The 18,532-nt window shown below is 73.6% G+C and carries 11 protein-coding genes and 27 tRNA genes; 32 read left to right on the forward strand and 6 right to left on the reverse strand.

The features are described 5' to 3' along the window. Window positions 1-406: 406 nt before the first annotated feature. The 5 genes from I6A81_RS38830 to I6A81_RS38855 form a co-directional block, all read right to left on the reverse strand. Window positions 407-1,249 carry a hypothetical protein gene (locus tag I6A81_RS38830; protein ID WP_203004571.1) on the reverse strand — a complete coding sequence of 281 codons (843 nt, stop codon included), beginning with the start codon at window positions 1,247-1,249 and terminating at the stop codon, window positions 407-409. A gap of 52 nt (window positions 1,250-1,301) precedes the next feature. After that, window positions 1,302-2,261, reverse strand: coding sequence for an SMP-30/gluconolactonase/LRE family protein (locus I6A81_RS38835; RefSeq protein ID WP_203004572.1), 960 nt, complete (start codon window positions 2,259-2,261; stop codon window positions 1,302-1,304). Window positions 2,262-2,481: 220 nt separating this feature from the next. After that, on the reverse strand, window positions 2,482-5,049 hold the full coding sequence (gene shc, locus I6A81_RS38840; protein ID WP_407661449.1) for a squalene--hopene cyclase: 2,568 nt from the start codon (window positions 5,047-5,049) through the stop codon (window positions 2,482-2,484). Window positions 5,050-5,299: 250 nt separating this feature from the next. Beyond that, the gene (locus I6A81_RS38850) at window positions 5,300-6,241 is read right to left on the reverse strand and encodes a TetR/AcrR family transcriptional regulator (RefSeq protein ID WP_203004573.1); all 942 of its coding nucleotides are present in this window, start codon (window positions 6,239-6,241) and stop codon (window positions 5,300-5,302) included. A gap of 301 nt (window positions 6,242-6,542) precedes the next feature. Continuing rightward, window positions 6,543-7,700: a Kelch repeat-containing protein gene (locus tag I6A81_RS38855; RefSeq protein WP_203004574.1), complete on the reverse strand. Its 1,158-nt coding sequence runs from the start codon at window positions 7,698-7,700 to the stop codon at window positions 6,543-6,545. Between the two features lie 216 nt (window positions 7,701-7,916). Between I6A81_RS38855 and I6A81_RS38860 the strand changes: the two genes are divergently transcribed. Continuing rightward, entirely contained in the window at window positions 7,917-8,672 is a 756-nt protein-coding gene (locus I6A81_RS38860; protein WP_238438249.1) for a DUF732 domain-containing protein, read from the forward strand. Between the two features lie 65 nt (window positions 8,673-8,737). Here I6A81_RS38860 and I6A81_RS38865 read toward each other — a convergent pair whose 3' ends face one another. Further along, on the reverse strand, window positions 8,738-9,691 hold the full coding sequence (locus tag I6A81_RS38865) for a hypothetical protein (RefSeq protein ID WP_307875203.1): 954 nt from the start codon (window positions 9,689-9,691) through the stop codon (window positions 8,738-8,740). A 449-nt stretch (window positions 9,692-10,140) separates the two neighbouring features. On the opposite strand from I6A81_RS38865, the gene I6A81_RS38870 reads away from it, so the two are divergent. The 31 genes from I6A81_RS38870 to I6A81_RS39015 all read left to right on the forward strand — a co-directional run bounded on the left by I6A81_RS38870 (window position 10,141) and on the right by I6A81_RS39015 (window position 18,519). Then, window positions 10,141-10,213 (forward strand) — tRNA-Trp (locus I6A81_RS38870). 304 nt (window positions 10,214-10,517) lie between these two features. Then, window positions 10,518-10,589, forward strand: a tRNA-Pro gene (locus tag I6A81_RS38875). A gap of 49 nt (window positions 10,590-10,638) precedes the next feature. Continuing rightward, window positions 10,639-10,711, forward strand: a tRNA-Arg gene (locus I6A81_RS38880). Window positions 10,712-10,737: 26 nt separating this feature from the next. Beyond that, window positions 10,738-10,808: transfer RNA gene (locus I6A81_RS38885), tRNA-Gly, on the forward strand. A 104-nt stretch (window positions 10,809-10,912) separates the two neighbouring features. Next, a tRNA-Thr gene (locus I6A81_RS38890) sits at window positions 10,913-10,985 on the forward strand. 70 nt (window positions 10,986-11,055) lie between these two features. Continuing rightward, a tRNA-Thr gene (locus I6A81_RS38895) sits at window positions 11,056-11,127 on the forward strand. A gap of 13 nt (window positions 11,128-11,140) precedes the next feature. Then, window positions 11,141-11,216 (forward strand) — tRNA-Gly (locus tag I6A81_RS38900). Window position 11,217: 1 nt separating this feature from the next. Further along, window positions 11,218-11,289 (forward strand) — tRNA-Phe (locus I6A81_RS38905). Window positions 11,290-11,298: 9 nt separating this feature from the next. Next, window positions 11,299-11,369 (forward strand) — tRNA-Gln (locus tag I6A81_RS38910). A gap of 7 nt (window positions 11,370-11,376) precedes the next feature. Further along, window positions 11,377-11,450 (forward strand) — tRNA-Ile (locus I6A81_RS38915). Window positions 11,451-11,600: 150 nt separating this feature from the next. Further along, a tRNA-Leu gene (locus I6A81_RS38920) sits at window positions 11,601-11,674 on the forward strand. 4 nt (window positions 11,675-11,678) lie between these two features. Continuing rightward, window positions 11,679-11,756 (forward strand) — tRNA-Glu (locus I6A81_RS38925). A 178-nt stretch (window positions 11,757-11,934) separates the two neighbouring features. After that, window positions 11,935-12,007 (forward strand) — tRNA-Lys (locus I6A81_RS38930). Between the two features lies 1 nt (window position 12,008). Next, a tRNA-Met gene (locus I6A81_RS38935) sits at window positions 12,009-12,087 on the forward strand. Window position 12,088: 1 nt separating this feature from the next. Next, a tRNA-Asn gene (locus I6A81_RS38940) sits at window positions 12,089-12,161 on the forward strand. Window positions 12,162-12,172: 11 nt separating this feature from the next. Further along, window positions 12,173-12,245: transfer RNA gene (locus I6A81_RS38945), tRNA-Ala, on the forward strand. Window positions 12,246-12,247: 2 nt separating this feature from the next. Next, window positions 12,248-12,325: transfer RNA gene (locus I6A81_RS38950), tRNA-His, on the forward strand. A gap of 5 nt (window positions 12,326-12,330) precedes the next feature. After that, a tRNA-Ala gene (locus I6A81_RS38955) sits at window positions 12,331-12,406 on the forward strand. 1 nt (window position 12,407) lies between these two features. Continuing rightward, window positions 12,408-12,483: transfer RNA gene (locus tag I6A81_RS38960), tRNA-Asp, on the forward strand. A gap of 1 nt (window position 12,484) precedes the next feature. Continuing rightward, window positions 12,485-12,556 (forward strand) — tRNA-Val (locus I6A81_RS38965). Window positions 12,557-12,567: 11 nt separating this feature from the next. Next, window positions 12,568-12,639, forward strand: a tRNA-Arg gene (locus I6A81_RS38970). 101 nt (window positions 12,640-12,740) lie between these two features. Continuing rightward, window positions 12,741-12,813 (forward strand) — tRNA-Arg (locus tag I6A81_RS38975). A gap of 14 nt (window positions 12,814-12,827) precedes the next feature. Further along, window positions 12,828-12,897: transfer RNA gene (locus tag I6A81_RS38980), tRNA-Ala, on the forward strand. An 11-nt stretch (window positions 12,898-12,908) separates the two neighbouring features. Continuing rightward, window positions 12,909-12,988, forward strand: a tRNA-Tyr gene (locus I6A81_RS38985). Between the two features lie 89 nt (window positions 12,989-13,077). Next, a tRNA-Arg gene (locus I6A81_RS38990) sits at window positions 13,078-13,150 on the forward strand. A 167-nt stretch (window positions 13,151-13,317) separates the two neighbouring features. Continuing rightward, a tRNA-Leu gene (locus tag I6A81_RS38995) sits at window positions 13,318-13,390 on the forward strand. A gap of 10 nt (window positions 13,391-13,400) precedes the next feature. Continuing rightward, a tRNA-Ser gene (locus tag I6A81_RS39000) sits at window positions 13,401-13,485 on the forward strand. Between the two features lie 582 nt (window positions 13,486-14,067). After that, window positions 14,068-15,783: a diguanylate cyclase gene (locus I6A81_RS39005; RefSeq protein ID WP_203004577.1), complete on the forward strand. Its 1,716-nt coding sequence runs from the start codon at window positions 14,068-14,070 to the stop codon at window positions 15,781-15,783. 149 nt (window positions 15,784-15,932) lie between these two features. Next, window positions 15,933-16,061 carry a hypothetical protein gene (locus I6A81_RS45275; RefSeq protein WP_285222715.1) on the forward strand — a complete coding sequence of 43 codons (129 nt, stop codon included), beginning with the start codon at window positions 15,933-15,935 and terminating at the stop codon, window positions 16,059-16,061. Further along, a complete protein-coding gene (locus tag I6A81_RS39010; RefSeq protein WP_307875204.1) occupies window positions 16,058-17,422 on the forward strand; it encodes a CoA transferase in 1,365 nt (454 codons plus the stop codon). Before I6A81_RS45275 ends, I6A81_RS39010 begins: the two co-directional genes overlap by 4 nt. Beyond that, the gene (locus I6A81_RS39015; RefSeq protein ID WP_203004578.1) at window positions 17,422-18,519 is read left to right on the forward strand and encodes a MaoC family dehydratase; all 1,098 of its coding nucleotides are present in this window, start codon (window positions 17,422-17,424) and stop codon (window positions 18,517-18,519) included. Before I6A81_RS39010 ends, I6A81_RS39015 begins: the two co-directional genes overlap by 1 nt. Window positions 18,520-18,532 lie beyond the last annotated feature (13 nt).

An 18,532-nucleotide genomic window follows, 5' to 3' on the forward strand; every position in this document is an offset into this window, starting at 1 on the left:
CGCCGCCGGCAGGTGCCGCGTCAGCGCGTCCTCAGCCTCGTACAGGTGGTTGTCAGCGTCGAACACCGGGAAGTCGAGCGCCGGGAAGTCGAGCGCCGGTAAGCCGTCCCTGCCCAGGTCATCGAGACCAGCCATGGTCCTCACACCTCTGCCCTCAGCCACCAGCGGACTGATCGTCGACGTTACGTCCTTCGCCCCAATATATCTATAGGTATTGGACGCCGCCACCGTGCCGGTCGGCCCGTCGCCGGCGGCCGCCGGCGAGCCGGCCGACAGGGGCCGCCAGCGGTCTGCCCGGTTGCCGGGACGGCGTGAGGCCGGGCGGGACGGGCCTCGTCAGCGGGCGGAACGGCGGTGGTCCGCCGAGGAGCCATGAGGCGCGGGCGGCTGTGTAAGCCCTGGTCGGTCAGCCCTGGTCGGGAAGCTGAACGCGGATCCAGAGGGCGGCCGACGCGGCGAGCAGGTGGCCGTCGGGCGTGTAGATCGCGGACGAGGAGCGCAGCTTGCGGCCCTCGGCGGAGTCCGCGGTGGCGACGACGACATAGGTCTCGCCGGGACGGACGGTCTCGGTGACAACCACGGTCTGGCGGGCGAGCAGCGCGGCGACGTCCTCGCCGGGCGCCGCGGCCCGGTGCGCCCAGAAGGACGGGCAGTCCAGCGCCGACCACAGCAGGTGCCGGCCGATCGTGCCGTCGGGCCCGGCGAGCGACGGGTCGACCGTCCACGGCACCGCGACCAGCCCGGGCGGGCCGCCCGCGACCTGGCCGGCAAGGAGACGCAGGCCGTCGCCGACGGCCCGCGCGGTCCCGCAGCCGAAGCAGTCCGCGAACGGGTGCGCCGCCGCCGCCGCGGCTGCCGCCGCCTGCTCGGCCTCGTCGAACCCGACGAAGGGCGGCGGCTCGCCCAGGCCGGCGGCGTTCGCCGCGCGCGCCTCGACGAGCACCGTCTCGCCCTGGACGAGCCGCACCCCACCGTCCGCCGCGGCCTCGACGGCGAGCGGCACCTCCAGCGGCGTCGGCGCCCGCAGCGCGGCCTCCGCCGCCCACCCGCTACCAGTACCGGCCTCGGCGGCGGGCTCAGCGAGGAAACCAGCGACGGTCCCCGAGATCCACCCGCCGTTGGCGCTCCCCGGCGGCCCGTTGAACCGCGCCGGTACGACCACCGTCCCGAGGACGCCGTCGCTGGCGATCGCGTCGTCGGCGGCCGGCCCGATCAGTTCGGCGCCGCGGTCAGCTGCTGTCTGGCCCATGAGCATGCACGCTATCCAGTGCCGGGCCGCGCCGGTCGCCGCGCGGGTGCGCTCAGCCGGCGAAGGGGAGCACGGGCAGGCCGCGGACGCCGGGGTCGACGGCGAAGACGGCACCGGAGCGGGGGTGCGCCGTGGTGTCCGTCTCGTCCTGGGAGGTGGTGACGTAGAGGGTCGCGAGGTCCGGGCCGCCGAAGGCGCACGCGGTGACCTGGGGGACTGGGATCTTGACGACCGCGTCGAGACCGCCGTCCTCGTCGAACCGGCAGACCGCGCCGCCGGCCCACAGGGCCACCCAGACGCCGCCCTCGGCGTCGACGGTGAGGCCGTCGGGGAAACCGGGCCCGGCCGGGACCGTCGCCCAGGGGCGTCGGTCGGTCAGGCCGTCCGCCGGGGAGTAGTCGAAGGCGTCGACGCGGCGGGTGGGGGTGTCGACGTAGTAGGCGCGGGTGCCGTCCGGGCTGAAGGCGAGGCCGTTGGAGATGGTGACGCTCGGCAGGATCATGCTAGCCGCGCCGTCGGGGCCGAGGCGGTAGAGCGCGCCGTCGCCCGGCGTCTTGGCATACGCCATCGACCCGCAGTAGAAGCCGCCGTCGGGGTCGCAGCCACCCTCGTTCATCCGGATCCGGCTGGCCTCGTCCCAGAGCTCGGGCAGGGGTCTCAGCCGGGTCGCCAGTTCGCTTGGCGGCCCGAACGGCGAGACGAGCGGCCCGCCTGCCTCGGCGCCCCCGTCGGGCGACGTGGCGGCGCCGGGCGACGTGGCGGCGTCAGGCGGGTCGAGCAGCGCGAAGCCGCGCTCCAGGGCCAGGACGGCGCCGCCGTTCGTCCGCGGCCGCACGACGGCGGCCACGGTGCCGACGTGATAGCGGGCCACCGCTCCCGAGGCGACGTCGACCGCGAGCACGTCGCCGACGAGCATGTCGACGAGGTGCAGGCCGCCCCATCCGGGCACCCAGACCGGCCCCTCCCCGTGGAAGGCCGCCACGTCCGTGACCTGGCTGACTGCCGTCGTCATCGCCGCTCCCTCGTCCCGGTCTCGCCCTGGCCGCCGCGCGTCACTGTGCCAAGCCGTGACTGTGCCAGGCCGTGGTCCACCCGGCGGGGAAGGGCCCGCAGGCCGCCGGCGCGGAGGGGCCGGGCAGGGCGCCTCCGAACCGGGCGCGAGAACGCCGGCGGGCCCGCCGGAAGACCGGCGGGCCCGCGTGGTCGACGCGCCCCGGGACGGGGCCTCGGGATCAGTGGGATTCGCCCTGGAGGGCTCGGTGGTAACGGCCGAGGGCCATGACCGGCCAGACCAGGCGGTACAGGTTGTAGTTGATGTAGAAGTAGCCGGCGAAGCCGGTACCGGTGAAGTGGTCCTCGTCCCAGGTGCCCTCGGGCGTCTGGGTGGAGGCGAGCCAGGCCGCGCCGCGGGCGGCCGCCGCGCCCTTCTCGCCCTCGCCGACCCGGTCGGCGGCGATCAGGGCCAGCAGTGCCCAGGCGGTCTGCGACGCGGTCGACACGCCCACGCCGGCCGTGGACATGTCGTTGTAGGAGTAGCAGTCCTCGCCCCAACCGCCATCCGGGTTCTGCCGCGAGACCAGCCAGTCGGCGGCCCGCTGGATCGCCGGGTGGGAGGCGGGCAGGCCCGCGGCGCGCAGCGCCGGCACGACGCCGCCGGTGCCGTAGATGTGGTTGACGCCCCAGCGGCCGTACCAGGAGCCGTCGGCCTCCTGCGAGTGCAGCAGCCACTCGACGCCCCGCTTCGTGCGTGGGTCGTCAGCGAGCCCCAGCTCGCCGAGCAGCTCGACGACGTGCGCCGTCACGTCGGCCGACGGCGGGTCGGTGAGCATCCCGAAGTCCGCGAACGGGATCTTGTAGACGAGCTGGCCGAAGTTGTTGATGTCGAACGCGCCCCAGCCGCCGTCCGCCGACTGCATGCCGAACACCCACTGCAGGCCGCGGTAGGTGGCGGCCATGACCTTCTCCGGCTTCGGGTGGTTCACGCGCATCAGCGCGAGCATCACCTCAGCGGAGTCGTCGACATCGGGGTAGGTGTCGTTCTCGAACTCGAACGCCCAGCCGCCGACCGGGACGTCCGGGATCGGCACCGACCAGTCGCCGCGCCGTTCGGTCACCTCCTGGGAGAGCATCCAGTCGGCGGCCTTCACCAGCGCCGGGTCGTCGCGGGTGAGGCCGGCGTCGGCCAGCGCGATCGTCGCGAGGCAGGTGTCCCAGACCGGCGACTGGCAGGCCTCCTGCATCCGTGACCCGTCGGGCCGGATGACGCTGTAGTCGTCGAGCGAGCGCAGCGCGGTCGTCAGGATCGGGTGGTCCAGCGGGTAGCCGAGCACCCGCAGCGCGATGATCGAGTAGACGGTCGGCGGCTGGATGCCGCCGAAGCAGCCGTCGGCCTCCTGCCGGATGATCATCCATCGCTCGGCCATGCTCAGCGCGAGCGCGCGCAGCGGCCGGATCGGGTGGCGGTGGTAGACGTGCAGGAACTTGTCGATCCCGCCGAACAGCAGGGCCCAGTTGACGTGCTCCAGCGCGGTGGACTTGAGCCCCCGGGTGACCCGGGCGCCGAGGCCGCGCAGCAGGCCGTCGGGCAGCGGAATGGGCGGCCCGCCGCCGTCCTTCGCGCGGCCGGCGACGTCGGGCACCGCCGGCGCGGCGGCCTTCCGGCCTCGCCGCCGCGCGGCCGGCGCCGGCGCGGCGGGCACGAGGGCGCCGCCAGGGGCGGCCGCGCCGGCCGGGGCCGACCCGGCGAACAGGTCCTCGAGCAGGACGTCACGCGGGTCCGTCGCCGCGGGCCGCCGGCCCCGGCGGCGGCCGGCCGGGGCCTCGGGCTCGGGGAACAGCTCCTGGATCGAGAACGGCGGAATCCCGGTCGGCCGGTGGGCCATGAGCACCATGATGGCGACGATCGTCTGCCGCCCCCACGAGGCGAACCGATAGATCGACAGCGGCATCTTCGCCGGCACGAACATCAGCTCCGGCGGCAGGACCGGCAGGTCCTCCCAGCGCCACCAGCCGAACAGCGCCAGCCAGATCCGGGTGAACACCCGGGTGGCCGGCACGCCGCCGCGGGCGCGCGCCCAGGCGGCGGCGGCGCGCATGTGCGGCGCGTCGGGGCTGTCGCCGACCATCCGCAGGGCGATGTACGACTCGACGGTGGCCGCGAGGTCGCCGGGGCCGCCGTGGTAGATCGGCCACGACCCGTCGGGGTTCTGCTGGGGGCGGATGAACCTGGCCGTCAGCTCGGCCTGCTTCGGGTCCCAGATGCCGAGCCAGTGGCGCAGCATCAGGTCCTCGGAGTCCATCGTGGTGTTGGTCTCGAGGTCGCCCTTCCACCAGCCGGCGTCGTCCTGCAGGGAGAGCAGGTGCCCGACGGCCCGGCCGAGCGTGCCCGCGACCCGGTCCACCTCGTCCACCGGGACGAGGGCCGCCGAGGCGACGGGCGTCGCGGCGACGGTCGCCTCGGCGATCAGGTCCGCGACGGAGGGAACGGCGGCGGTGACGGTCACCGGGTCGGCGGGCGCCGGCCGGGCGATGGCCCGCTCGGCGTCGGCCGTCGAGGCGCCCGCCGCGACGGCGTCAGGCTTGCGGGGGGCGGGAGCGTCGACGCGGCCCGAGGCGGCCCGGGCACGGGGGGCGCGGGGCGGCGCGGCGCTCGCCGGAGCGGGGTCCGCCGCGGGAGCCGCGGCGGAGGTGTCCGTCGAGACGTCGGCCGCGATGGTGTCGTCGGCCGCGGCGCGCGGCGCGGGCGCGTACCTCGCGGTCCGCGACCCGGCGGAGCGCGCCGTCTCGTCAGTGGTGGTCACGAGAGTGCCCTTCCTTCGCCTGAGCAGGATGACCAATGGCGATTACGTGACATAAGGGAAATAACGGGCGACGCTGGGCCGCGCTGGCCGCGGGCAGGTCGTGGGGACCGGCCTGGCGGGGTGCGGTGGTGGGTCAGGGCGCCCGAGCGTCAGGGGCGCGGCCGCGGTCGTGGACCTGGTGCCGCTGGGTCTGGGGACCACCCGGTCTCAGCGTTGGCCCGGCCGGGCCGCCCGCCGGGACCGGCCGGCCTCAGCCGTCGCCGGCCGGGCCAGGGGGCCCGGTCGGCTGGGCCGTCCGGGGAGCCGTCGGACCGCTGGTCTCGTCTGCCGGCTTGGGTCTGGCCGGCACGAGCCTGGCCGGGCCTGGCGCCGTGACGGGCATCGCGGGGGGCGGGCTGGCCGGCTCGGCCGCGTGGGGCGCCGCGTCGGCGGGGACGAGCTGGTCGACGCAGTACTCGACCATCGCCAGCATCTCGGCGATGTCGGTGCCGCCTCCGTTGAACCAGGACCGCACGCCCACCTGCACGGCCGCGAGGAACGCCGCGGCGGTCAGCAGGGGGCGCAGGTCGGCGCCGCCGGGCGTGGGCCCGGCCGGCGGCGGGAAGCGGTGGGTGATCGCCTCGGCCAGCCGGTCGCCGAGGCCCAGCATCCGCGCCAGCATCGCCGCGCTGACCGCCGGCGCCTCGTCGGCTATCAGCAGGTGCTCGACGTAGCCGCGGAACGCCACCGGATCGGGGTTCATCGCGACCCAGGCGTCCAGCGCCGCGGCGCGCAGGGCCGCGAGCGGTGGCTCTCCGGCCGGCCGGCGCTCCACGGCGACGAGCGCCAGCTCGCCGACCTCGTCGAGCGGGGCGAGCGCGACCTCCTCCTTGCTGGCGAAGTACCGGAAGAAGGTGCGCACGGACACGTCCGCGCCGGCGGCGATCGCCTCGATCGTCGTCGCGTCGTAGCCGTGCGCGGTGAACAGCGCGTGCGCGGTGTCGACGATCGTCTGCCGCGTCCGCTGCTTCTTGCGTTCCCGCAGCCCCGCCGGTCCGGCGGTGGACGGGTCGTCCGAGGCGGGGGCGTTCGCCCGGCTGGCCGGCTGGACGACCGGGACACCCGGGGCGGGTCGCAGAACCCGCTCGGCCTGCTCGGAGAGGCCCGCGAGCAGGCGCCGGGCCGCGGTGTTCTTGGCTGTGCCGGTCGCCATGATCCCTCCCCAGGTGGGGCGGTACGCCCAGGTACGGCGCGGCCGCCCGCTTTGCCTGACGAGATCGTATGACAAGAAACGGCAGATGGCACCGACTGCCACTTTTTTGACAGTCCCTGGGTGTCAGCCGGATCCGCTCACGCCGGGTTTGGCTACCAGAGGTTCATGCGGGAAAACTCACGGTTGCGTCTACTGTCTGGACCGCGCTTTGGGTGGCTCTGGGTGAGCATGGGAACGCCCCCTCCCGGGTCGGGCTCGGGAGGGGGCGGTGGGCCGGCGGACGCCGGCGGGTGGACGCGGGCTAGCTCGACTTGAGCTCGGTCACGGTGTCGCTGACCTCGCCGTTGGCCTTGCCGCCGAGGAGGTAGGCCTTGTTGCCGGTCGCCGCGGCCGCGGCGTTCTCGACGCCCTCCGGCAGGTCACCGGCCTCGGAGACGGAGTTGTCCGTCGGGTCGAACTTGTAGATCTTCGACGACTGCTGGCCGTTCGACGTGCCGCCCGCCACGTAGGTCGTGCCGTTCACCGTGAAGGCGGAGGCGTTGGTGAGGGCCTGCGGCAGCTTGCCGACCGTGGTGGTCTTGCCGGTCTGCGGGTCGAACTGCTGGATCGCGTCGGTCGGGCCGTCGTCGGCCTGCCCGCCGAAGATGGTCACCTTCTGGGCGCCGTTGGCACCGGTGGTCGCGACGGCCGGATTGCGGACCGGCTTCGCCAGCTTGCCGGCGTTCTGGAAGCTCTTGCCGTCGCTGGTGGCCAGGATGTCACCCTGGGTGTTCGATCCGTCGTCGCCGCCGACCAGGTAGGTCTTGCCGTTCGTCGACGCCGCGCCGTGGTTCTCCCGCGGGCTCGGCAGCTTGCCGATCTCCTGGCTGGTGCCGTTGGTGAACGACTGGACGGAGTCGGTGACGCCGCCCGAGTCCCCTCCCTTGGTGTTCCCGCCGAAGACGGTCGGCGTGCCGCCCACGGTCGCCGCCGCCGCGTCCGTCACCGCCTTCGACAGCGACCCGGCCGACGTGGCCGAGCCGGCGTTCGGGTCGACGGAGGTCACCTGGTTGGTGGCCTTGCCGGTCGAGTCCTCGCCGCCGAAGACGAGCACCTTGCCGTTGTTGGAGACGGCCGCGGCGTCGCTGACCGCGTTCGGCAGCGTGAACGGCGCCTTGGTGGCGCTCAGCGACCCGGCCCCCGGGCTGGCGGTGCTGGTCGGGCTTGCGGTGCCGGTGGGGGAGGCGGTGCCCGTGGGCGACCCCGTGCCGGTGGGCGTGGCCGTGCCGGTGGGCGTGGCCGTCGTGGTGCCCGGGCCGTTCGTCATGAACGTCTGGGCGGAGGCGCCGGGCTGGCCGTCACCACAGCCGGAAAGCAGCGCCGCCGCGACCAGCGCGCTGGCGACACCCGCGGCGGCGGTCGCACGGGTCGCCGGCCCGCGTAGGGGCCGGCGGGACGATGATCCGTTGCGTCTGTTCACGTGGGCATCCTCACGCAGAGTGACGACATGGACGAGTTGACCAAGCGCGGGATCGTCGGGATGCCTGGAGATAGCGGCGTGTCGCGGCTCGGCTACTCGCATGCGCGCGTTGTCCGCGCCGTCGCCGCCCGCGCCGCCGGCTAATGATCATTAGGGTAAATCTGGCGACACCAGCCCGTTGGCGGCCAGGGGCCGGCGCGATGATGGAGGCGACGAATGCCCGATTCGCACCGGCAGAGAGGGACGGCAATGCGGCCGTGGACGCTGGCGGCGAGGGCCGCCGTTGGAGTGCTCGCCGGCGCGCTCGCGCTGGCGCTGACCGGCTGCGGGCCGAGCCTCGCGGACGACCTGCCGCCCGTCGCCGCCGCCAGCCCCACGGCCGGCTCCACGACGGGCGGCCCGTCCCAGCCCCCCGCCTCGTCGGCCAGCCCGACGCTGCCGCCCGGAGACAAGGCGTACCTGCTTCAGATCGCCGAGACGCTGCCCGACCTGGACGCCGACGACGAATGGAAGATCCAGCAGGCGACCTGGACCTGCGTGGAGCTCGACGCCGGGATGACGCTGCGCGGGGCGGCCACCACGTCGGCGCTGGTCTCCGAGGGCAAGCTCAGTGTCGGCGACGCGGTGACCCTGGCCCGCGCGGCCGTGCCGAACTACTGCCCGGAGCACGCCGCCCAGCTGGCCACCGACGGCAACGCGCCGCTCGACCGGACACTCGACGCGAGCGGGCAGGGTGCCTGCTTCTGGCTTGACTACGCCCGCGAGCTGTCGGGCGGTGGCCAGGCGGTGGGCGACATCGACCTTGCCTATGCCGTGTTCGCGGCGAGCGAGATGGCCAAGCGGGCGTTCCCGGCTGACTTCCGGACCGCCTGGCTCGCGATGACCAGCGACATCAGCAGCCCGGAGGGCCTGGCCGAGCGCCGCGCGCTGTGCGAGCAGCACGGCTGGGGCGGCCCCGGCCAGCCCGCGTAGCGCCGAGGCCCGGTACTGCTCGCGCGGATCCCGGGCCGATCGGCTCGATCACCGGACGGCGGGCGTCAGACCTGGCCCAGCCGCGAGCTCGACAGGTCGTTCGACATCGCCTGGAAGATCGGTGTGGACGCCTGCGCGTGGCTGGCGCGACCCGACGGGCCGGTGGCCACGCTGGGCAGGCCGGGGTCGAAGGTGGCGAAGGCGCGCGGCCAGCCGTCGGCGGTGACCTCCAGCAGCAGCCGACGGGTCGCCGGGCGGTTCCAGGTCGCCGCCAGGCTCTCCCCGAGGTCCTCATAGCCCGGGCGCCGCCAGGTCTCCTCGAGCAGGATGGCGAACGACGACGACAGCATCGCCTGGCGGGTCTCGGCCGCGGCGATCGCCGGCGGCACGCCGTCGTGGCCGCGGATGCCGGCGCTCGCCTTGGCCTTCTCCGCGTTCGCCGGATCGGTCAGCGCGAGCCGACGGGCCTCGTCCACGAAGGTCGGGACGGCGCCCAGCGGGGTGCTGACCCAGCGGTGGCGGCCGACGACCGCCCACTCCAGGCCGCTGACCAGGTCGTACTCGGGCGACGTGACGAGCCAGCCGCGGATCAGCTCGGCGCGCCGGGCGAACGAGCGGTTGAGGTTGTCGTGCTGGCTGTACTCCCGCAGCTGGCGGGTGATCCCGGCGAGCTCGTGGAACAGCGTGGCGTCCGTGGGCGCGGCCTCGGTGATGTAGCGCAGCCGGCCCATCAGCGTCAGCAGCCCCTCGGCGTCGGCGCTGTCCGCCGCGCCGCGCCTGGCCTCCCGCCACGCCTCGGTGACCCGCCGGTGCAGGGCGGTGACGGCGGCGGCGTCGACAACGGTGACGGGCGGCATGGCGGCGCGCAGGTCGCTGTCGTGGCGGCGCCAGCCGTCGAGGTCGATCTGGCCGTCGTAGGCCGCGCGCGACAGGGCGCCGATCTCGTCGAGCAGCGGGACGGGCCATCCGAACAGATAGGCCGGCTGTGCCCTGACTAGCTCCCGAATATCGTCATCCACGCGTCTCAGGATGAACCGTGCGGCGCGGGCCTCGGCAGGTGGGGCCATCGATCACCGAGGGCGGCGGGCCGCGGGCTGGCCGTGGCGGACGCCGCGCGGCGCGGGTGCCGGATCCCGGGCGAGCCGCGGCCGGCGGGCGGGCCGGAAAAATCCCTTGAAGTCAATCCGCGGTGTGGGGCATCCTGATTTCAGTCGCTCGGACGGGCCGGGCGAAAGCGGCGGAGGAGGACGAGATGCGACCGAGTGGAACGCGGTCGGCGCGCCTGCCTCTTCCCACCGGGACGAGAAACGGCGACGGTCGGTTCTCCCATGAAACCGTGCCGAGCTGGCACCACGCGGGTAACCCGGACGCGGACGTCTCGTGACCTGACCGGTCACTGGACTCCGACCGCCCCGGGACATACCCGAGAGGCGGTCTTCTTCTTTCTGGGGATGTAGCTCAGATTTCTAGGGATGTAGCTCAGACGGTAGAGCGGCGGTCTCCAAAACCGTTCGTCGGGGGTTCGAGTCCCTCCGTCCCTGCCCGCGCCCCCTCGCGAGGGGAGCGCTCGTGCGCGAATGCGCGATTGACAACTCCACAGCGGACACGACATGCCAGGGCGCCATCCCTGGCTCGCCGCCTCCTCTCGGCGCCGCCAGGGCTCGTCCCCGTCGGCGCGGAAACGAGGCGGCCGTGGTACCCGGCCGGCGGTGGATGACCCGGTGGTGGTGACGTCGCCGCGGCGTTCGGACAGGAGTCCGGCGTCAGCGACGGCGGCCGCCATCAGCCGCCGGCTCGCGGGCCACAGGCAGTCGGGTGCTCGAGGCCACGCCTCGAGCCACCAATCGGGACGTGGGGTAGAGGTAGCCCACCTGATTTGGGATCAGGCCCACGTCGGTTCGAATCCGGCCGTCCCGACGACGTCGTCGCGCTCGGCCGTGGCCCCGCCACGGTCACGCGACGCCGCACCCCTCTAGCTCAGTGGAAAGAGCGCCCGGCCGCGACCCGGGAGGCCGCAGGTTCGACTCCTGTGAGGGGTACGAGCGGGACGACCGTCCCGCGACCCGCGGTCATGGCTCAGTGGCAGAGCGAGTGCCTTCCAAGCACGACACCGGAGTTCGATTCTCCGTGGCCGCTCGAGGAACAGGGCGTGGTGCCAGGTCCTGTTCCCGGTTCGTCGAGGACACCCAGCCGCCGGGCCGGCCACGGCCGACCCGGGATGCCCGGGATCCCAAAGACGTGCCTCCGTAGCTCAGTTGGCAGAGCGGCCGCCTCGTAAGCGGCAGGTCGGCGGTTCGAGTCCGCCCGGCGGCTCCTCGCCGGAAGCGGCGCGAGAACGTCCTTCCTCGCGCCGCTTCCGGAGGCCGTCTCAGCGGCATGGCATGCCCTTGTAGCACAGCGGCAGTGCGTCCCCCTGGTACGGGGAAGACCGGCGGTTCGAATCCGCCCTTGGGCTCGGAGCTTTTCGTGTGGGCGTGGTGCAGTTGGCAGCACATCACCTTGCCATGGTGAAGGTCGCCGGTTCGAGCCCGGCCGTCCACTCCAGGGGTCTGTAGCTGAGATGGATCAGCGCCCGCCTGAAGAGCGGGAGAGGCAGGTTCGATACCTTCCGGACCCACGCGGACAATGAGGTGTCGGTCAATGGCAGGCCGCCGGGCCCTGGACCCGGAGATAGAGGTTCGAATCCTTTCACCTCAGCTGTCGCGGTCGTCTAGCTCATCCGGTCAGAGCACCCGTCTGATACGCGGGAGGCACGAGGTTCAAGTCCTCGGGCGACCACACCGGCCACGCGGCCGGCCCGGAACGTCATGGCGCCGGGACCGGCCCGGCCGAACTGCTTCTCCCACGCGTCGCGGCCCGCGGCGCCCCTGCCCGTCTCGCTACCGGCCGGCAGGGTCAAGGGCTCGGTACCAGCCCACGGGCCACCACGCCGCTCTAGCCCAACGGGCAGAGGCACCGCGTCGAGGGCGCGGACAGTGAGGGTTCGACTCCCTCGGGCGGCACCGCGCTCCGTTGGAGTAAGCAGGTCAACTCGCCGGGCCCTCAACCCGGAGACTGCGGGTTCAAGTCCCGCACGGAGCACCAGGGCCGCGTCGCGGCCCGTCGGGAAGATGACGCCGCCGGTGGGGTGGCCCCCGTTTCGAAAACGGGTGGACGGTCAGCCGTAGGGGTTCGACTCCTCCTTCTTCCGCCGACCGCGGGCTCGAGGCCCGCGGGAGCAGGAAGGCCGCGCTCGGCACCTGTCGGCGCAAACGTAACACATGCCCGTGTAGCTCAGTTGGTAGAGCGGCCGTCTCTTAAACGGCGGGGCGGGGGTTCGAGACCCTCCGCGGGCACAGCGGCGTAGAGGAGTTCGGTCGTCCTCGCGGGGCTCATAATCCCGACATCGTGGGTTCGAATCCCACCGCCGCCACCAGTGGCGTGTAGTTCAACCGGCAGAACGCCTCCCTGTTAAGGAGGATGCTGGGGGTTCGAATCCCTCCACGCCAGCGCGCCATCCAGGGGCCTTAGCTCAGCTGGTAGAGCAGCTCCCTCGCACGGAGAAGGCACGGGGTTCGAATCCCCGAGGCTCCACTGTGACCGATGCCGAAGTGGTCGAGGCACCAGGTTGTGATCCTGGTCAGCAGAGGGTTCGAGTCCCTCCGGTCACCCCAAACCTGGGGCTGTAGCTCAGTGGGTAGAGCACCGGTCTGGCAGACCGGCGGTCGGGAGTTCGAATCTCCCCAGTTCCACCACGCGGGTGTCGCCTAGCGGCCAAGGCACCTCCTTGTCAGGGAGGATATCGGGGGTTCGAGTCCCCTCATCCGCGCCATGCCCGGGTAGCTCAGCGGCAGAGCAGCTGCCTTACAAGCAGAAGGCCGGGGGTTCGATGCCCTCTCCGGGTACGTACGACCGAGGGTCCGTAGCTCAGCGGAAAGAGCAGCCGCGTCCTAAGCGGAGGGCCGCGCGTTCGAATCGCGCCGGACCAGCCCCGTCGGGATCGATTCCTTTCCCGCCGCCCTCTCGATCGGGGGCCGAGGTCTTGGCCTCCTGGGTTGCCCGGAGAAGGGGCCTGTCCACGGAGTTCAACCGCGCATAGTTCAATGGAAAGAATGCGGCCCTCCGACGGCCGAGGTTGTAGGTTCGAGTCCTACTGCGCGGACGACGCGTCACCCTGGTCCCGTGGCTTGGCGGCGAGAGCGCCGCCTTGGCACGGTGCGGGCGAAGGCGCGCCCTTCTGGGACCACGTCACATCCCGCTGGCGCTGGGCATTGGTGAGCCCCGCGGCCTGTAAAGCCGTCGCCTCGGCTGTGGGGGTTCGAATCCCTCCGCCAGCACGCAACGCCGCGCGCCCGCCGGTCACCGGCGCCGTCGGTCACCATCGCCGGCGGTCGCCGGCAGCGCGGCGCGCCCCGCGTTCAGGTGTGCCCTCGTAGCTCAGTGGACAGAGCGGGCGCCTTCTAAGCGCCGAGGCGCAGGTTCGAGTCCTGCCGAGGGCGCGTACCACCGGCCGGGCGGTCGAGCCGGAGCCACGTGCTCGGCCTCGACCGAGACCTGTCCGAGGCGGCGCGTGTCGGTTCGGGTCTGGTCATCCGGAGGTCTCCGCCATCCGGTCGCGGACCAGTGAAAAGACTTTCCGCCCGGGCGGCAGGTACCCAGGCGGCAAGCCCATGTAGCCCAACGGAAGAGGCGTCCGGTTCAGGGCCGGAAGGTTGGGGGTTCGAATCCCTCCATGGGCACGTTTCACCAGGAAGGTTGCCCGAGTCGGTAAGGGGCGCGCCCGCTAAGCGCAGGCCGGGTTCTGCCCGCGGAGGTTCGAATCCTCCACCTTCCGCCGCTGGCCGCGGCGTCGCCGCGGTGCTCCTGGTTCCCGACCGGCGCGGGCCCGTCGAGGTTCATCCTCTCGACGCCGGACATGATCGACCTTGCTGCCTTCTGGAGGTCGTGACCTGGCTTTGTCAGGGACCTCCCCAGGGCGCTGTCGGCGATCGTGCGCAGCAGGTTGACGCTGGCGGACGCGGCACCTGCGTGCCGGTCAGGATCCTGGCTTCTCCGGCTCCGCCTGGAGTTCGGGCCGGGAGCAGCCCGCTGTCGTGTCCGCTGTGGAGGGGTGATCTCCGGCGACGATCAGTCGATGTCCGTGGCTGGCCTGGTCTCGCCATGAGTCGGTCGGCGCGGGCCGCATGCTCGCCGCAATGGGCCACATGCCAACCGTATTCGATCCCTTGTCCCGAAAATGGCCGAAGAGGCGGATTCCCGCCTTTGGACGAGCCGGTGCGCGGCAGCCTAGCCTGGAAGTGCCCCGGAGCGGAGGAACGCCGTTTGGACACTCGGATAGCCGTAGTGCGACTATTGGTGGTCTTTGTTGGTGAAATCGGTCGGCGAACGCCGCGACACGTTCTCCGCCACTGCGTCCGTGGTGGGGCTGGAGCGTGCGCGGGAGAGGTTCTTCACGGCTGACGTCGTCGAGCCGGGAGGCGTTCGCGACCTCATCTGGCGGTCCTGGACCCGTGCCCGTGGGTTCGCGGTGCCCGTCGACCGGCCCGACCCGGTTCAGGTGGAGGTGAACTGGGGCGTTCCGCTCGAACGGGTCGCCCGTCCGGTGCTGCGCCACATGGCCGAGCAGTTCCAGGAGTGCGCCGTTGTCGCGGCCCTGGTCGATCCCGACGGGATCGTCCTGGCCCACTTCGGCGGTGATCCCGTGTTCACGCGGCAGATGGCGGAGGAGGGGCCGATCGTGCGCGGCTTCGACTTCTCCGAGGTCGTCGTGGGGACGAACGGGATCGGCACGGCGCTGGCCGTGGGACGCCCGGTCATGATCAGTGCGGGTGAGCACTACAGCGAGTCGGGCGGCGCGGTCAGCTGCGCCGGGGCGCCGTTGCGGGACCCGGTCACCGGAGAGGTCGCCGGCCTCGTCAACTTCACCTGCCCGGCGAAGGACGCGAGCCCGCTGCTGCTCGCGATGGCGACCTCGACCGCCGCGCAGATCGAACGGGAGCTGCTGACTGCGGCGGGCCCGGGCGACCTGGAGGTCCTGGCGGGCGGCGGGGGTCCCGCCGCGCTGCGCACGCTGGTGGCCGCCGAGCGCCGGCGGCGCGTGCTGGCCGAGCGTCTCGGCCGGGTGACCATGCGGGCGGCCCAGACGACGGACGTCCGGCTCATCCTGGCGCGGGCCATGTCCGTGGCGGAGAAGGTGTTCCCGATCGACGCGCTCTGGGTGCTGCGCTGGCCGGCCGGCGCGCCCGCGCGGGTGATCGCCACCTACGGGGACGTCGAGCCGCGAGCCGTCGGCACCGAGGTGCCCGCCGACGTCGCCGGCCTGGTGCTGCGCGCCGCGAACGGCGAGCGGGTCGCCGGCCGTGCCGCCGGCCTGCCGGGCCGGAGCCGGCCGGCCGCCGCCTGGCTCGCGGTCCCGGCTCCGGCCGGCCTGGCCGCCGAGCGGTCGCCGGCGGGCGGACCAATGGCCTCCGCGGCGCCTGCCGCGGCCGGCGCGCCGTCCCCGCCGGCGGCGCCGACGACCGTGATCGTCGTGGCGACCGACTCGCCGGCCGGGTACGGCCCCGGCCAGCGCGCGATCGCGGGGGAGTTCCTCGCCGGAATCGCGGGCGCCTGCGGCAATGCCTGCCGGTTCCTGGAGATCAGCCGGCAGGCGACCATCGACCCGCTGACCGGCCTTCCCAACCGACGGCACTTTCTGGAGCTCGCCTCCGCCGCCTTCAGACGATGTCGCGCCGACAATCTGGAGATGGCCGTGATGATGATCGATATTGATCATTTCAAGCGGATCAACGACATCCACGGTCACTCAGTCGGGGACCAGGTCATCACGAAGGTCGCGACGTGCATCGCGTCCACCCTGCATGAGGGGGATATCGCGGGCCGGATGGGCGGCGAGGAGTTCGCCGTCGTCGCCGAACCCGCCGCTGGCGCGATGGCGCTCGCCGAACGCCTGCGCACGGCGGTGTCGGGCCTGGCAACGCCCACCCCCGCCGGCGCGCTGACGGCGACCGTCAGCGTGGGAGTGGCGTCGCTGGCCGACCGCGACGCCGCTCTCGCGGACCTGCTCGACCGCTCCGACCGGGCGATGTACCAGGCGAAGCACACGGGACGCGACCGCGTCGTCCAGGCCTGACCGGGCGCTTCGACGCCGGGCTCGGCGGTCAGAGCCGGCCCTGGCCCGCGGCCGCGACCGGGCCAGTCCGCCGAAAGGGGGCATACGATTCGTCCGCCGGCCGTCCACTGCCTCGTCCAGGGCCCTCGTCGCCGCGGGAGGCGCCGCGGATGGACGGCGCCGGCCTGACCTGCGCGAAGGAGCCCGACGTGCCCGCCGTCGCCCGCCAACAACGCACGCCCGCCACTGCCGTCGCCGCGGCCCGGTCCGCGGCCGTCGCGCCCCGGCGGGCGGCGTGATCACCGCGGCGGGCGCCCGCCCGCTGGAGGGGCTGCACGTCGTCGAGTGCGCGAGTTTCGTCGCCGGGCCCACCGGCGGGATGACGCTCGCCCAGCTCGGCGCCGACGTCGTTCGCGTCGACCCGCTCGGCGGCGGCAGCGACTACCGGCGCTGGCCGGTCGCGCCGACGGGGGAGAGCTACTACTGGCACTCCCTGAACAAGGGCAAGCGCTCCGTCGCGCTGGACATGCGCTCGGCCGAGGGCCGCGAGCTCGTCACCGCGCTGGTCACCGCCCCGGGCGAGGACCGGGGCATCCTCATCGACAACGTCGTCGGCCGCCGCTGGATGGCCAACGACGTCCTCACCGCCCGCCGGCCCGACCTGATCCATCTGCGCGTCCAGGGCTACCCGGACGGCAAGCCGGCCGTCGATTACACCGTCAACGCCGAGGTCGGCCTGCCCGGCATCACCGGCACCGAGGAGGGCGGCGCACCGGTCAACCACGTGCTGCCCGCCTGGGACCTCGTCACCGGCCTGTCCGTGTCGACCGGGGTGCTCGCCGCGCTGCACGCCCGGTCGCGCACCGGCCGGGGCGCCTACATCGAGCTGGCCCTCTCGGACGTCGCGCTCGCCGGCGTGGCCAACATGGGCTGGCTGTCGGAGGCCGCGGCCAGCGGCCACGAGCGGCCGCGGCACGGCAACCACGTCTACGGCAGCTTCGGCGTCGACTTCGCCTGCCGCGACGGCCAGCGGGTCATGGTCGTGGCGCTGACCGAGGGGCAGTGGGCGGCGCTGTGCTCCGTCACCGGCACCGGCGCGGTCTTCTCCGCGCTGGAGACGGCCCTGGACGCCGACCTCACGCTGGAGGACGAGCGTTACCGGCTGCGCGAGACCATCGCCGCGGTGCTGCGGCCGTGGTTCGCCGCCCGGGACTCCAAGCAGGTCGCCGACGAGCTCGACGCGGCCCGGGTGCTGTGGGGCCGTTACCGGGGGATGACCGAGGTCGTCGCCGCGCACGCCCGCGGGGTGCACCCGGTGCTCGCGCACGTGCTGGTACCGGCGGACGACGCGCCGCGGCGCGAGGTGCCCTCGCAGGGCCTGCCGGCGATCACCGCGCGCTCGCCGATGCGCTGGGACGGCGCCTACGGCGCGCCCGGCGAGGCGCCCCGGCTCGGCGAGGACACCGCCGCGGTGCTCGCCGAGGCCCTCGGGATGAGCGACACCGAGATCGGTCGGCTCGCCCAGAAGGGCGTCATCGCCGCGACCGACGGCGCGGACGGCGGGAACGGCAAGCCGGGGGGCGGCTCCCGGCCGGCGGGGACCCCCAAGGCGGCGGGTGCCCCGAAGGTCGACGCCGCGAAGACCGGCGGGGAGAGCTGATGGCGAGCGAAGCCGCCCTGGGCGCCGTCGTCGCCGAGGGGCCGTACTTCGACGAGCTGGCCGTCGGGCAGGTGTTCCGCTCGGCGCCGGGGGTGACGCTGACCAGCGGGCTGGCCGACGCGCACCGCGCGATCGTCGGCGGCCGGCTCGCGCTCGCGCTGGACGCCGCGCTCTGCGCGGACGTCACCCATACCGCGTCGGCCATACCGCCGTTCGCCCCGCCGAACGTCGTCTGGGACGTCGCCATCGGCCAGTCCACCGTGGTCACCCACCACGTCAAGGCCAACCTGTTCTACCGGGGGCTGGTGTTCCGGCGCACCCCGCGCATCGGCGACACCCTGCGCACCACGACCGAGGTCGTGGCGCTGCGGCAGAACAAGTCGCGGCCCGGCCGGCGACCGACGGGCCTCGCGGTCCTGCGGATCACGACCGTCGACCAGCACGGCCGTGGCGTGCTCGACTTCTGGCGCTGCGCGATGTTGCCGCTGCGCGACGCGGACCTGGCCACCGGTCACGCCGACGACACCGGGATCGTCGGCACCCAGCCGACCCCGGCCGAGCTCGCCGCGGTCGTCGACGGCTGGGATCTGAAGCCCTTCGCCGAGCTCGTCGCCGGGCCGCGGTTCACGGACCTGGCCGTCGGGCAGACCTGGCGCGTCGGCGGCGGCGACGTGGTCTCCAGCGCACCGGAACTGGCCCGGCTGACCCTCAACGTCGCCCAGGTACACCACGACGGCGCCGCCGCCGGCGGGCGCCGCCTCGTCTACGGCGGGCACACCATCGGGATCGCGTTCGCGCAGGTGACCCGGGCCCTGCCGTCCCTGGTGACCGTCGCCGGCTGGGAGGGCTGCGACCACACCGGCCCGGTCCACGAGGGCGACACCCTGCGCGGGGAGGTGACCGTCGAGGGCCTGACGCCGCTCGTCACCGGCGGTGGCCTCGCCCGGCTGCGCTGCCTGGTCCGCGCCGACGCCGAAGCCCCGAACGTCGGGGCCCCGAATGTCGAGACCCCCGACACCGAGACCCCCGGCATCGAGGCCCTTGGCGCCCCCGCCCGCGACGTCCTCGACTGGCGCTTCTTCGCCGTCTTCCCCTGAGGCCGCCGCGGTC

Origin of the sequence: Frankia nepalensis (assembly GCF_016786325.1) — a bacterium.
GTDB lineage: Bacteria > Actinomycetota > Actinomycetes > Frankiales > Frankiaceae > Pseudofrankia > Pseudofrankia nepalensis.